This window comes from Stenotrophomonas sp. 704A1, assembly GCF_030549525.1.
GTDB classification, from domain to species: Bacteria; Pseudomonadota; Gammaproteobacteria; order Xanthomonadales; family Xanthomonadaceae; genus Stenotrophomonas; species Stenotrophomonas tuberculopleuritidis.
Window position 1 is genome coordinate 2435931 of the sequence record NZ_CP130831.1, and the last position, 12656, is coordinate 2448586.

Genomic DNA, 12656 nt, shown 5'->3' on the forward strand with positions numbered 1-12656 from the left:
TTTCCCCAACTACGAGGGCGCAGCGCGCTGATCGGGCACCGCTTTTTCGATGAATTTTTTCTTACAGCGCCGGCGGCGACCCGGCACGCAGCCGCACATGGATCCCGTCCGCATCGGCCTGCGTGACCAGCGTCGGCTGCTGGTCCAGGAACGCGCGCAGCGATGCCACGTCATCGGCGCGCAGGTTGCCGGTCAGGCGCAGCGCGCCGGCGTCGTCGCTGACATGCAGGCGCTGCGCGTTGCGCCGGTTGAAGCGGTCGGCCACGTCGCGCAGCGCTTCGTCACGGAAGATCACCCGCCCGGACCACCACGCGGTCATGCTGACCGCATCCTCGTCGCGGATGCGCACGCGCTGGTCACGGTAATCGACCTGCGCGGCCTGGCCTGCGCCAAGGTCGGCCAGCATGCGGCCGCGACCGCCATCGCCACGCACATGCACGCGGCCCTCGCTCACCCCGATGCGCGCCTGCTCGCGCAGCAGCGAGACATCGAACGTGGTGCCGATGTCGGTGACCTGCAGGCCTGCAGCATGCACCGCGAAGGGGCGCCGGTCCTTGGCCACGGCGAAGCTGGCCTGGCCACGTTCGAGCTCGACGCGCCGCCCCAGCAGGGTCATGCGCACCGATATCTCGCTTTCCGCGTCCAGGCGCACGACCGTGCTGTCGGACAGGGTGATCTGGCGTGGCGTGCCATGTGCGGCCACGTAGTGCCCGGTACGCGGCCAGGCAACGGTGGTGGCCACCCCGACGGCCAGCATCAGCACCGCCGCCACCGCGATGCGCGGCAGCCCGCGCGCCGGCCGCGCCGTGCGTTCCCGGGCTGCAGCGGCGGGCCGTGGCGACAACCGCACCACGTTGTCGTCGTCGTGGCGGGACGGCGCAGGCGCGCTCAGCAGCGCGTCCAGGTCATCGGGCATGCCGCGCAGCGCCTCGGCCAGCGCGCCGGCCACCTCGCTGATCGCCATGTACTCCCGCAGATGGTCGGGGGACACCAGCAGCCACTGCATGAAAGCGCGCTGCTGCGAGGGGCTGAGATCGCCTTCGCGCTGCAGCGCATGCCAGTGCGCGGCGGCCCGGGTCAGCGCCGACGGGTGTTCAATGGCCACGCTCACGACCTCCCCGCCGGTTCGGTCATCGCCCGCCGGCATACCGACAGCCCGCGTACCACATGCTTCTTCACCATGTGCGGTGAGACGCCCATGCGTTCGGCGATCTGCTTGTAGCTCAATCCATCGCGGTACTGCATGACCAGCACCGCCCGGGTGTGCTCGGGAAGGGTTCCCAGCAACGCCTGCAGGCGCTGGCGGCGCTGTTCGCGTTCGGCGGCATCTTCCACGCATTCCCCGCTGGCCAGGCTTTGGCCCGGGCCTTCGATCTCTTCGATGGACAGCGTCGACCAGCGCCGGCGCGCGGCCTGCTCGCGTGCCAGATTCTGGGCGACAGTGAACAGGTACGCTTCCGGGTTGGCGATCGGCTCGCCCTTGCCTTCATGCGCACGCAGCAAGCGCAGATAGGTTTCCTGCACCAGGTCCTCGGCGTCCTGCCGCGCACCGCGCCGCACGAAGAAGCCGCGCAGCAGCGGCGCGTGGTCCTCGAACATGCGCGCCAGGCGCCGTCTTGCCTGCTCGGCCACCTGCGTCGCCTTTACCCCCTGAAGTGCGCCGCAAGGTAAGCGTGCCGTATGACGCGTTCATGACGGCCGCCTCGCGGTCAGGCGCCGGTCCCCGCGCCGGCGTCGACCGGCAGCGGGCGGCGCGCTGTGTCGATCAGCTGCAGCACCACCGCCTTGCCGCTGCAGGCGGGCATCGCCCGCACCAGATTGCGCAGGAGCCGCAGATCCTGCATGTCGCCCAGTCGATCACTGAGGTGATGCAGCGATCGGGCGGCCTTGCCGCGTTCCGCCCCTTCACGGGAACCTCCGGGGCGCAGCTTCATGTCCTTGAGCAGTTCCAGCTGCATGCGCAGCCGACGCGCGCGGCGGCGCCAGCGGTGCACGCCTTCCACGTCGTTGGCGCCCGCATCGCCCGCACGGGCGGCGGCCTTGCGGACCCGGCGCCGGGTCCGCTCCAGCCCGGCGCGGACGTCGCGCCGGCGCAGTGCGTGCCAAGGCTGGTCCTGCAGCTGCCGGGCGACGCGCCGCAGGGTCATGGCCCTGCGCTGCAGCCCGGGATCACGCCGCAGCAGCTGATCGAGGATGCGGTCACGCCTGGCCGAGAGCAGGTCGATCACCGCCGCCCAGCCCGGTGCCGGGTGAAGCTGCTGCAGCCGCTGCGCCGCTTCCACCACGACATGCGCATCGCGTGCATCGGACAGGCTGACGCCCAGGCGGCGCAGCGTGGCATCCAGGTCCTGCAGATCGAACTCGGGATTGCGCACCAGCGCCAGCAGCGAACGCAGCTTCCTGATGTGCTTGCGGACGGAATGGATCGCGGCATGCGGATCGGCGAGCAGCGAAAGCTGCTGGAGTGCCTGCTGGCACTCACGCTGCGCGCGCTTGCTGATGATCGGCCCTGCAGCAACGGCTGGCATGGAGATATCCATCGCATGGGTGGGGTCGAGTGTACCCGCCGGCCGGGAAAGGGGCGTCAGGGACCCTCCGACAGCCACGGCACCCACCCTCGCAGACTTGCCGGTACCTCGCCATGGCCGTTGTAAGCCACACAACAGAGTGAGTCCCTTCCGAGTACTACTGGCCCGTTCGGCACCCCCCTAGATTGGCGGCTGGCCCATGGCCACTTCCGCCCTCCAGTGCTGGCGACGCCGCCAGGCCGCTGCGTGGGCGCCCGAAAATGACAACGGCAGCGTCTCTGCAGGAGTTCATCGTGAATCAGCAGCAGTACACCCAGGCCACCACACCCGTGCCACCCGACGAAGTGGTCCCGTCACGCTATGCAGTCAAGGTCGGCGACATCGAGGCCATCGTGATCAGCGATGGCGTGCTGTCCCCGCCTTCCGAATCCATGTCGACCAACGCATCAGCGGAAGACCGGAACGCATGGCTGGACGGGATGTTCCTCGATCATGACGTCTTTGATTGGGCACTGAACACGCTGGTGGTCCGCAGCGGAAACCAGACGATCCTGGTCGATACCGGGATCGGGCTGCAGGTGCCGGACTTCACCCGCGCCGGTCGGTTCGGCCAGCGGTTGCACGCCGCGGGGATCGACCTGGCCGAGGTCACGGATGTGGTACTGACCCACATGCACTTCGACCATGTCGGCGGCCTGCTCATCGACGGGGTGAAGGAACGGGTGCGCCCCGACCTGAAGATCCATGCCTCCTCGATGGAGGCTGCGTTCTGGAAAGATCCCGATTTCACACGCACGGGAATGCCCCCGGAGCTGGCACGGATCGCGCGCGATGCCGCGCGTCAGTTCCTGGAACGGTACGGCAGCATGCTGCAGCTGTTCGATCAGGAGACCACCATTGCGCCGGGTGTCACTGCCGCGCGGACCGGCGGCCACACGCCCGGGCACAGCGTGGTGCGGCTGCAGTCCAAGGGCGAGCGCCTGATGTTTGCCGGCGATGCCATCTTCCCGGTGTCCTTCGATCATCCGGAATGGCACAACGGCTTTGAACACGACCCTGAAGAGGCAACCCGGGTCAGGCTCGAGCTGCTGAGGGAGCTGGTCGACACCCGGGCCTGGCTCACCGCCACGCACATGCCCTTCCCTTCGCTCGGGCGGGTGGCTGCAGCGGGCGAACTGTTCCGCTGGGTCCCAGCCTGGTGGGACTACTAGTCGATCGATCGCAGGCCCGCCTCGAAGAGTCCCGCGGCACGCCGCGGGACCTTTCCTGTCCCGGCCAGGGGGCGCGCTGGCGGCCATCCCCCTGCGCGCCGCGGATCAGTCGACCTGCACACGGACCACGTGCACGATGCCGCCGTGGAACATCTTGGCGTAGGGACAGACGCGCTCGGTATTGCGCACCAGCTCGCCGGCCAGGATCGGATCCATGCCCTGCAGGTAGACGGTGATCTCGGCGGTCAGCATGTAGAAGCCATCCACCGGGTCGCGTGCAAACGTCACCGCCGCCTCCACGACCGGATCGCGCAGTTGCATGCCCGACCGCTTGGCCAGCAGGACCATGGCGCCGTGGAAGCAGCCGGCATAGCCCGCCGCCAGCAGCTGCTCCGGGTTGGTTCCGCCGCCCGGGCCGCCGAGCTCGGGCGGCAGCCTGAGATCCAGCTGCAGTGCGCCGTCGGAAGAGCGCACTTCGCCGGACGCGCGACCGTGCTGTGCCTCCCCGCCTGAGACCCGGACACGCCCGGTGTAGAGGGGGGATTGTTCATCGCCCTTGTAGCGGTCGAGCATGCTGGTCGGGGGCGGAATCAAGTCAGTCATCGCAGCTCCATGGCCTGTTTGAGTGGAGTTGACCGAAGCTTCGGGCACGCTCAGGCCGACGATGCATGCACTGCGGCGCGGGTGGTCAGCCAGCTTTCAAAGGCATGCTTCCCCAGCCAGGCACGCCCCACGGGCACGAGTGTATCCTCGGCCAGCCGCGCGCCGAAGTAGCGGGCCTGGCTGTCCTCGGCCACGGGGCGGGTATCCCCGGTGGCGCGCAGGAATCGCTGCACCAGATTCAACAGGGGCGTGCGGTCGGGGCCAGCGATCTCCACCAGGCCATAGGCCGGTGGCTGCAGCGCGATGCGCGCGACCGCCTCGGCAACATCCTCGCTTGCGATCGGCTGCACCATCGCCATCGGCAGGCGAATGCGCTGTGCATCGCCGGCAGACTGGACAATGCTGGGGATGAACTCGAAGAACTGGGTCGAGTGGATGATCGTGTACGGAACCCCGGATTCCCTGACCAGGCGTTCCTGCGCGATCTTGCCCCTGAAGTAGGCGCTCGAACTCAGCCGGTCCGTGCCGACCACGGACAGCACCACGTGGTGCCGGACGCGCTGCTCTTTCGCCAATGCCAGCAGGTTGTGGCCGGCCGTCTGGAAGAACGACAGCACGTCCTGGTCTTCGAACGAAGGCGGGTTGCTCAGGTCGACGACCACTTCAGCCTGGGACATGACAGCGGCCAGGCCCTCCCCGCTGAGCACATCGACTCCGGTGGACGGGGCTGCAGCAATGGCCTCGTGGCCAGCCGCTGCCAGCCGTTGCACCACTCCGCGACCGATTCTTCCGGTGCCTCCGATGACCACGATCTTCATGGCGACGCTCCTCTGCTGGACAGACATGGACGGGTAGTCGTACCGAGTCTAGGCAGCCTGCTTGCGATCCAGTAGTCGCGTATTGGTACGAGGAGTGTTGATCTGCAGGCACCGCTGGCATCACGCCGTCGCTGCAGCCAGGGCCGCACCGGACGCATTGGCCGATTGCGCGGCCTGCCAGTGCGAGATGACATCCAGGTCGAGTTCCCTGACGTAGCGCGTACTGAAATCCACGAAAGCGCGGATCCGCTTCGGCAGCTGGTGGCGGCTCAGGTAGCAGAGATAGTGCCCCTGGTCGAGGGGGGCGAATCCATCCAGGCAGGTCACCATCGTCCCGTCGCGCAGCGCGTCCCCCACCTGGTAGCTCGGCAGCTGGGCGATGCCGTGCCCCTCCAGCACCGCGCGGAAGACCAGCTCGGGATCATCGAAGACCAGCGTGGTCTGCGGCGTTGCCACCACGGAACGCCCGGCTGCGCGGAACTCCCATCGCTGCAGCCGGGCATCGGCCGTGCGCATGCCGATGCACACATGGTCAGCCAGCTGCTCTACGGTCAGCGGAACCCCGTTCGCACGCTGGTAGTCCCGCGAAGCGCAGACCACCCGTTGCATCGGCACCAGATGCTTGGCGACGACATGACTGTCCTCCAGCAGGCCGTCGCGGAACGCGACGTCGACCCGGTCACCCACCAGGTTGGGGACCCCGTCCTCCAGCACCAGCTCCAGCGATACGTCCGGGAACTCGTTGCGGAACGCGGACAGCAGCGGTGCGACGATCCTGCGGCCGAACCCATGCGACGCGCTGACCCGCAGGTGCCCGCGCGGCGGCCCGTCGTGCAGGTCGCGCATGCCGTCCAGTGCCCGGAGAATGCTGGCCACGCCCGGGCTGCACCCTTCATAGAACAGTTCACCTTCCCGGGTCAGCGTGGTTTCGCGGGTCGTCCGCAGGAACAGGCGGACGCCCAGCTGGCACTCGAGCTTCTGTACGGCCCGGCTGACCGCCGAGCGGCCGATGCCCAGCCGATCGCCCGCCCGCCCGAAGCTGCCCTCCTCGGCAACTGCGATGAAGGCCAGCACGCCAGCGTAGCTGGTGGAGAACGAGGTGCCGAGCGAATCCCGTCCGTCACGATTCGAAGAGTGCGGCTGCAGTGCGGTCATGAGTGGTCGGGCTCCGTGGGGTGGGGATGCGCGTTCAGGCAGGTCCGTGCGAAGGCCAGGCGGCTGCGGCATTCGGCCACGCTCAGATGAAGCAGCGGTGCGATGTCCTCGACCTGCAGGCCGAGCGCATCGTGCAGCAGCAGCGCCCTGGCATCGGCGGGAAGCGTGGCGATCAGGTCCAGGAAGTGCTGCCACACGCGCTCGCTGGCGGGGATCGATGCGGCGTGTTGGGAGGATGTATCGTCCATGCCGGTTAGACGGACTACCGGCAGGGGCTGTGACAGCGGGTGGGTGGGGGTGGCGAAACGCCGGCGGGCCTGCCCAGGCCGGTCCAGCGGCGGCGCGGCCCATGCCCGCACTGCGCACTGCACGAAGGCCGGGCGCAGGTTGCAGGGGCCTGGCTGCCCCTGCACACCGTACTCCCCCGCACTGAGCGCACCACCGCCCATCCGCGCCCGGCGGCAGCCGCGGACGTGCGCGGAGGTGTCACAATGCAGCCTGCCCATCCGTCTGCCTGTGCATGGAAGACCCTACTGCACTGTTCATGCGACTGCGCCCTCGCCTGCTTGGCATCGCCTACCGGATGCTGGGCTCGGCGGCGGAGGCGGAAGATGTCGTGCAGGACGTCTGGTTGCGCTGGCATGGCACGGATCCGGACCAGATCGCGTGTCATGAGGCGTGGCTGGTGACCACGACCGTGCGGCGTGCGGTCGACGACCTGCGGCTGGTCCGCCATGCACGGGAAACGTACATCGGCACGTGGCTGCCTGAGCCGGTACTCACCGAAGCGCCCGCCACGCCCGAATCGGTGCTGGAGAGTGCCAACGATCTTTCCGTTGCCTTCCTCAGTGTCCTGGAACGGTTGGCACCGGAGGCCCGGGCGGCCTTCCTGCTGCATGACATCTTCGACCAGGACTACGCCCAGGTTGCGCGGACCCTGGAAAAGTCGGAGGCCGCCTGCCGCCAGATCGTGCATCGTGCCCGACAGCAGCTGCGCAGCGAGCGTCGGCGTTACGTCGTTCCCGAGGACGTCCACCGCCGCTTGATGCAGCAGTTTGCCGCTGCAGTGATATCCGGGGATCTCAAGCTGATGAAGGCGTTGATGCACGACTCGGCGATCCTGCTGGGTGATGGTGGCGGCGTCGTGCCCACTTTCCCCCGCCCGCTTCTGGGGGGCGCCCGGATCGCCCACCTCTTCTATGCACCACAGCTGCGCCATGCGCATCGGATGCGGATCGAGCCGCGGTTCCTCAATGGCCGCCTGGGGCTGCTCCGTTACTTCGACGGGCAACTGGAATCGGCCATGGCATTCGATACCGACGGCAGCCGGATCATCGAAGTGCTGGTGCAACGCAACCCCCACAAGCTCTCGCGCATCGTGGGCAATACGCCCGCGCAGCTCTGCTAGCGGCCACGCCGGCGGCCCTGCAGCGGCATCGGCCCGGCATCACGCATGCCCGCCGGCCCTGCGCAGTTCCCTCTCGGCCAATGCGATGACCGAAGTGCCGGGATCCGCGTTGTCGGCGTGATGCATCCGCGTCCGGTCAAGCTTCGCCGCATTGGCAAGTACGAGATAGAGCCAGACCAGCACGGTGGAGAGGGGGACGATGGCCCAGCAGGCGATCGCGCGGATGGGATGGTCGTCGAACAGGACCAGCGGCCCCATGGCATCGATCAGGCCGAACGGCATCAGCAGGATCAGGACAACCAGCAGCAGTGCCTCGGCCCTGGCGGCAACACAGGGGGCCAGCGGTTGCATGCGCTCTTCGGCCGCCTCCAGCCGCTGGAGTTCATGCAGCAGGCGGTGAAGCTCCAGGAAGATGGAGGGCGAGATGACATCCTTGCCCAGAAGCGCTCGCAACGACTCGCACTGCAGCGTCAGGATCTCCTGCGAGGGCCTGGCCGCCGCCAGGATCCGCTCGCGTTCGCAGGGACCCACGTAGGACCCCAGCTTGCGCTCAAGACGCAGCCGCTCCCGCTGCAGCATTGCCCTCGCTGCGGGAAGGCCGCGCGATGGCTGGCCGGCATGTGCATGGGCCTGCCGCCGTTGATATCCCAGCGCGGCAAGCCAGGCCAGGTGGCGTTCGGCCAACGCGTCAGCGGGATCCATCGCCTGCGACGAATGCCGCGCGAGCAGCATCCAGCTGCGACTGGTGGCCATGACCGACGCCCCGTGGCTGCGCGCCTGCAGGGATCGCGCGTGCCCTCGGATGAGCCTGGCAGCAAGGACGATGGCCAGGGTCAGCGCGATCGTGGCCACCACATCCCACGGCATGCGGATCCACAGCGATTCGGTGCCCATGTACAGCGCCACCACCGCTGCGGCATGCAGCAGCGGCAGCAGAAGCACATGATGTGTCCGCCATCTCATCGGAAAGCGCTCCGCCATTGCTGCGACTGCCATTTCCCACCTCCCTGGGCCGTGCCAGGCGCACGCGGCGTTGCTGGCACGACCGACCTCACTCGGATTGGCGTGGTCCGCAGGACGGTGCCCCGCGCTGCTGCAGGGCATCCAGTCCCATGGACGTTCCTAGAAGCTCCAGAAAACCGGCACCCACTCGAATGCTTCGCCCGATGCCGACACCCGGCCCACGGACGGGAATGGAAGGTGCGTGGCCACCAGCAGTTCGCCGGTATCGGCCAGGTCACTCAGCAGGCGCATCCGCACCCGCGCCGACTCTTCCGGGTCATGCTCGAAGCCGTTGAACCAGTTCGGCTTCTCGAACCCTACGGCGAATACCGCATCCCCTGCGAAGGTCAGCGCGTCGCCCTTCGAAGAGAGCCGCACCACGCAGTGGCCGGGGGTGTGCCCGCCGGTCCGGTGCGCAACCACGCCGGGCGCCACTTCGACCGTTTCATCGAAGGTACGGATGCACTGCCTGTACGTGTTCCAGAACTGGGTGGCCGTGGCCCGCAGTGCATCCGGAAAGCCGTCCGGCATGCTCGTCCGGGAGAAATCGGGGGACTGCCAGAACGCCACTTCCGCAGCGGCCACATGGATCTGGACATCGGGGCGGAGGCGCTCCTTGACACCGTCCACCAGCAATCCACCAATGTGATCCATGTGCATGTGCGTGATGATCACATCGGTGACCGAACCGAGGTCGATTCCGGCCGCATCAAGGCGCCTGATCAGCTGCCCGGCGCGTGGCAGCTGAAGTTCGGGATCCATGCCCAGGCCTGCATCGATGAGGATGGTCCTGCCGGCACTGCGAACGACCATCACATTGAGTGCCCATTCGAATACATCGTGCGGCAGGTACATCTCGTCCAGCCACTCCGAACGTTCCGGTGCCGATACGTTGTGACCCAGCATCTGCGTGGGCAGCGGCAGGACACCGTCGCTGACCACCAGGACATCGATTTCTCCGACTTTCAGCGCATAGCGCGAGGGAACCAGCTCTTCGACAGGGCAACTGGTCACGACAGTGGCTTCTTGCAGACTGGACATGGAAAACCTCCACAGGTGGCTGGATGGACCCTGGGGTCCGTGGCTGATGCTCGTCCGGCAGCGCGGTGCCCGTGGGCGGGCACACGATCGGCACTGTGAAGGCGGCGCCGCGCTCTGCCGGGAAAACATGGGAGCGTCGCCACGCTAGGCCGAATCCGCGGGCCCCACTAGTGATCCGTGCGGCCACAGTGTGTTGAGTGCAAGGCAGCAGCAGGCAGCGCAGGCCTGCCAGTCGGCTGCCACGCAGCGCGGCTTCAGGTGGTTCCATGAAGGAACCGCTGCAGTGACCTGCAGGTGACTTCCCTGCGCGAACCCCAACGCAATAATCGGCGCGTCGGCAGCATTCCGGCAGAACACGCAAGGAACCTGCACAGGTTGGGAGCTGCATATGTCCATCACATCGCTAGCCGTGCTGCCCCTGCTCCTGATGCTGTGCGCGTGCAGCACGCTGGCTGCGCCAGGCCAGGCCGCGTCGACGCTGGAGGGCTGCACCGCACGGGCCGCGTGCGACCCACTGCCGGGCGTGCAACGGGATGCGGGACCGTTGCACGAGGTGCCGGCCGCTGCCGCTCCGCGCCAGGCACGGAAGTGGCTCGACTGTGCGGCCACGTCATACACGGCGATGGTGTCCGGGGGCGATCCTTCAACGCACCGTGTCGGCACCTGGACCCGGTGCAGCGACCAGTTCCTGTCGCTGGCGCTGACCGGCCGTGCGCCCTGGCAGCCGGGAAGGCGCCAGGTGCTGGGCATCGACATCGATGTGCAGTTCCGCGGCCTGTCGCGCAACCTGCAGCCGCCGCTCCGCGTCGTGCGGTCGGCGCAGGTGCCGATCCGGATCCCGGGCGGGCGGCCGGGCACGGTTGCAGGGTATGGCGTTCCCCTCGTCGTATGGTCGCGGCGCTGCGTCGACCGCCCGGAATGCAGCCTGTTTCCACCCGAAGGCATCGCCAGGCCGGCTACCGGCTGGATCGAGACCGATCAGGCCGGGCATCCCACGCTGGTGATTGCCGGGCCGGACGCCGCCGTCGCGCCGGGCATTCCCGGCACGCCCGCCGTGGACAGCACGGCCGCCTATGCCTGGCTGGCGAGGACCTCGTCGCTGGGACGGCTGGGTGTATGGGGGCTGCTCGGCGGCAAGGCGCTCGGGCGCCGCTCGGGCCTCTACCTGCTTGAGGACTACGATCCCGGCAAGCGCCCCATCGTCATGATCCACGGGCTTGGCAGCAACCCACTGATCTGGGCGAGGTTGTCCAGCGCGATCTGGGCCGACCCGGAGCTGAGCAGGAGATACCAGGTCTGGCACATGGTCTACCAGACCAATGCGCCGCAGCTGACCGCGCGCTACCGCGCACAGAACTATCTGAACGCGGTGCTCGATGTTCTGGATAGCGAAGGGGATGATCCCGCCCGCAGCGGAATCGTGCTGATCGGCCACAGCATGGGGGGCGTGGTCGCGCGCCTGCTGTGCGCCGACGCCTCGCCAGCGCTGTGGGACTCGGCATTCACCGTCGCCCCCGAAGACCTGGTGGGTGCGGACCGTGACCTCCAGGTCATCGGCGATACGTTCCGCTTCCGCCACTTCCCCGGCGTCACCCGGGCGATCTTCCTGGCCACCCCGCATCACGGCAGCCCGACGGCCGATGGCTGGATCGGCAAGCTGGTGGCGCACCTCGTCCGCGGGCGGCCTGCCGAGCTGGATGCGCTGAGGCGGATCGCCGCCGATCAGCCCGAGGCGATCCGCAAGGAGCTGAGGGACAGCATCTTCAGGTTCCGCATCAACAGCATCGCCACCCTGCGGGTGTCTCACCCGGTTCGGGTCGCCAGCCAGTCATTGATGCCGGTGCCGACCATCGCATACGACACGATCGCCGGGCGCCGGCGCGGCTCGGATCCGCCCGGTGACGGCGTCGTTCCCCTGCAGAGTGCCCTGCTCGACGGGGCCGAGACGACCACGATCCTGGATGCCAACCACTACGTGTACGAGCACCCCGAAGCGATCGCCACGGTCCTGCGGATCCTCCGCCAGGACGCGCCGGTGCGGCGCGACGTGGACAGCGCAGGCAGTACCCGCGCGATGCCGTCAGCGTTTGCCGAAGGCGCGCATGAATGTGGAAACGGCCTGGGCCGTCCACTGGTCGATCTGCGCGTCCGACGGTGCTGAGTCCGGATGCAACAGGGATTCAAGTTGCCCCTCCCCCCGAACGAGGTTGACGAAATGGCTCGCTGCCGCATGGGAACCGATGTCGTCCAGCTCAAGCTCGCCTTCCGCGGCGGCCTGGCTCAGCTGCGCCGCCACCAGTTCGGTCACCGTCCGGGGGCCGGCGAGGTAGAGCGTTCTGGCCAGGTGGGGAAATCGCTGCGCTTCACCCACCACGGCGCGGAACATGGCCAGGCCGGCGGGCGAAAGCACGATCTCCAGATAGGCGCGCGCCAGTTCCGAAAGGGTCTCGCGCAGGCGGCCCCGGTCGAACTGGATCTCCCTGATGGTGCGGGTGAACGCTGCGCACTCGGCCTCTATCACCGCCGAGAACAGCGCCTCCTTGTTGGGAAAGTGGGCATAGACCGTTGCTTTGGAAACGCCCGCCTCCCTCTGGATCATGTCGGTGGTTGCCGCACTGAAGCCGTTGGCCAGGAACACGCCCCTGGCGGCCTCGAGGACGACCTGGGCCTTCGCGGGCAGCGCCTTGGGCGCAGGTGCGGCGGCGGCATGGAGGGCACGGGGCGCGGGCGGGTGGCGTTCCATTTGCGGGTCTCCGGCTTGCCGTGCAAGGGCGCGGGCAAGTGCAAAACTGTACCGAGGGGTACTGCAAGACTACGCAGGTACAGACGCCTGCGCAACAGGGGCTTGCAATCTTCGGCCCATCCGATAAGAATCTGACCGCATCGTACC

Annotated in this window: 13 protein-coding genes; 3 read left to right on the forward strand and 10 right to left on the reverse strand. The window is 67.9% G+C overall.

All coding sequences use genetic code 11. The features are described from left to right. Positions 1-61 precede the first annotated feature (61 nt). The 3 genes from Q5Z10_RS11400 to Q5Z10_RS11410 all read right to left on the reverse strand — a co-directional run bounded on the left by Q5Z10_RS11400 (position 62) and on the right by Q5Z10_RS11410 (position 2528). The gene (locus tag Q5Z10_RS11400) at positions 62-1111 is read right to left on the reverse strand and encodes a FecR family protein (protein ID WP_303635547.1); all 1050 of its coding nucleotides are present in this window, start codon (positions 1109-1111) and stop codon (positions 62-64) included. Next, entirely contained in the window at positions 1108-1599 is a 492-nt protein-coding gene (locus tag Q5Z10_RS11405) for an RNA polymerase sigma factor (protein WP_442758958.1), read from the reverse strand. Before Q5Z10_RS11405 ends, Q5Z10_RS11400 begins: the two co-directional genes overlap by 4 nt. A 110-nt stretch (positions 1600-1709) precedes the next feature. Beyond that, complete coding sequence (locus tag Q5Z10_RS11410) at positions 1710-2528, reverse strand: CHAD domain-containing protein (protein ID WP_303635549.1); 819 nt, start codon at positions 2526-2528, stop codon at positions 1710-1712. 293 nt (positions 2529-2821) lie between these two features. On the opposite strand from Q5Z10_RS11410, the gene Q5Z10_RS11415 reads away from it, so the two are divergent. Continuing rightward, positions 2822-3739 (forward strand): MBL fold metallo-hydrolase, encoded by a 918-nt coding sequence (locus Q5Z10_RS11415; protein WP_303635550.1) that lies wholly within the window; start codon positions 2822-2824, stop codon positions 3737-3739. Between the two features lie 105 nt (positions 3740-3844). Here the strand turns inward: Q5Z10_RS11415 and Q5Z10_RS11420 are convergent, their stop codons facing one another. From Q5Z10_RS11420 to Q5Z10_RS11435, 4 genes are all read right to left on the reverse strand, one after another. Continuing rightward, positions 3845-4342, reverse strand: coding sequence for an Ohr family peroxiredoxin (locus tag Q5Z10_RS11420; RefSeq protein ID WP_303635551.1), 498 nt, complete (start codon positions 4340-4342; stop codon positions 3845-3847). Between the two features lie 50 nt (positions 4343-4392). Then, entirely contained in the window at positions 4393-5160 is a 768-nt protein-coding gene (locus Q5Z10_RS11425; protein ID WP_303635552.1) for an SDR family oxidoreductase, read from the reverse strand. 120 nt (positions 5161-5280) lie between these two features. Next, on the reverse strand, positions 5281-6315 hold the full coding sequence (locus tag Q5Z10_RS11430) for a LysR family transcriptional regulator (protein ID WP_303635553.1): 1035 nt from the start codon (positions 6313-6315) through the stop codon (positions 5281-5283). Continuing rightward, complete coding sequence (locus tag Q5Z10_RS11435) at positions 6312-6563, reverse strand: sigma-70 region 4 domain-containing protein (RefSeq protein WP_303635554.1); 252 nt, start codon at positions 6561-6563, stop codon at positions 6312-6314. Before Q5Z10_RS11435 ends, Q5Z10_RS11430 begins: the two co-directional genes overlap by 4 nt. 272 nt (positions 6564-6835) lie before the next feature. Here Q5Z10_RS11435 and Q5Z10_RS11440 point away from each other — a divergent pair, with 272 nt between their 5' ends. Further along, the gene (locus tag Q5Z10_RS11440; RefSeq protein WP_303635555.1) at positions 6836-7723 is read left to right on the forward strand and encodes an RNA polymerase sigma-70 factor; all 888 of its coding nucleotides are present in this window, start codon (positions 6836-6838) and stop codon (positions 7721-7723) included. Positions 7724-7762: 39 nt separating this feature from the next. Here Q5Z10_RS11440 and Q5Z10_RS11445 read toward each other — a convergent pair whose 3' ends face one another. Further along, on the reverse strand, positions 7763-8719 hold the full coding sequence (locus tag Q5Z10_RS11445) for a hypothetical protein (protein ID WP_303635556.1): 957 nt from the start codon (positions 8717-8719) through the stop codon (positions 7763-7765). Positions 8720-8845: 126 nt separating this feature from the next. Further along, on the reverse strand, positions 8846-9766 hold the full coding sequence (locus Q5Z10_RS11450) for an MBL fold metallo-hydrolase (protein ID WP_303635557.1): 921 nt from the start codon (positions 9764-9766) through the stop codon (positions 8846-8848). Between the two features lie 388 nt (positions 9767-10154). On the opposite strand from Q5Z10_RS11450, the gene Q5Z10_RS11455 reads away from it, so the two are divergent. Next, a complete protein-coding gene (locus tag Q5Z10_RS11455; protein ID WP_303635558.1) occupies positions 10155-11927 on the forward strand; it encodes an alpha/beta hydrolase in 1773 nt (590 codons plus the stop codon). Here Q5Z10_RS11455 and Q5Z10_RS11460 read toward each other — a convergent pair. Continuing rightward, positions 11847-12509: a TetR/AcrR family transcriptional regulator gene (locus Q5Z10_RS11460; protein ID WP_303635559.1), complete on the reverse strand. Its 663-nt coding sequence runs from the start codon at positions 12507-12509 to the stop codon at positions 11847-11849. The genes Q5Z10_RS11455 and Q5Z10_RS11460 overlap by 81 nt on opposite strands. Positions 12510-12656 lie beyond the last annotated feature (147 nt).

Excerpts from the sequence above, each read along its gene's own strand:
- Q5Z10_RS11440 (WP_303635555.1), top strand. The coding sequence starts at position 6,836 with ATGGAAGACCCTACTGCACTGTTCATGCGACTGCGCCCTCGCCTGCTT.
- Q5Z10_RS11405 (WP_442758958.1), bottom strand. The coding sequence starts at position 1,599 with ATGTTCGAGGACCACGCGCCGCTGCTGCGCGGCTTCTTCGTGCGGCGC.
- Q5Z10_RS11410 (WP_303635549.1), bottom strand. The coding sequence starts at position 2,528 with ATGCCAGCCGTTGCTGCAGGGCCGATCATCAGCAAGCGCGCGCAGCGT.
- Q5Z10_RS11445 (WP_303635556.1), bottom strand. The coding sequence starts at position 8,719 with ATGGCAGTCGCAGCAATGGCGGAGCGCTTTCCGATGAGATGGCGGACA.
- Q5Z10_RS11455 (WP_303635558.1), top strand. The coding sequence starts at position 10,155 with ATGTCCATCACATCGCTAGCCGTGCTGCCCCTGCTCCTGATGCTGTGC.
- Q5Z10_RS11425 (WP_303635552.1), bottom strand. The coding sequence starts at position 5,160 with ATGAAGATCGTGGTCATCGGAGGCACCGGAAGAATCGGTCGCGGAGTG.
- Q5Z10_RS11460 (WP_303635559.1), bottom strand. The coding sequence starts at position 12,509 with ATGGAACGCCACCCGCCCGCGCCCCGTGCCCTCCATGCCGCCGCCGCA.
- Q5Z10_RS11430 (WP_303635553.1), bottom strand. The coding sequence starts at position 6,315 with ATGACCGCACTGCAGCCGCACTCTTCGAATCGTGACGGACGGGATTCG.
- Q5Z10_RS11435 (WP_303635554.1), bottom strand. The coding sequence starts at position 6,563 with ATGGACGATACATCCTCCCAACACGCCGCATCGATCCCCGCCAGCGAG.
- Q5Z10_RS11450 (WP_303635557.1), bottom strand. The coding sequence starts at position 9,766 with ATGTCCAGTCTGCAAGAAGCCACTGTCGTGACCAGTTGCCCTGTCGAA.
- Q5Z10_RS11420 (WP_303635551.1), bottom strand. The coding sequence starts at position 4,342 with ATGACTGACTTGATTCCGCCCCCGACCAGCATGCTCGACCGCTACAAG.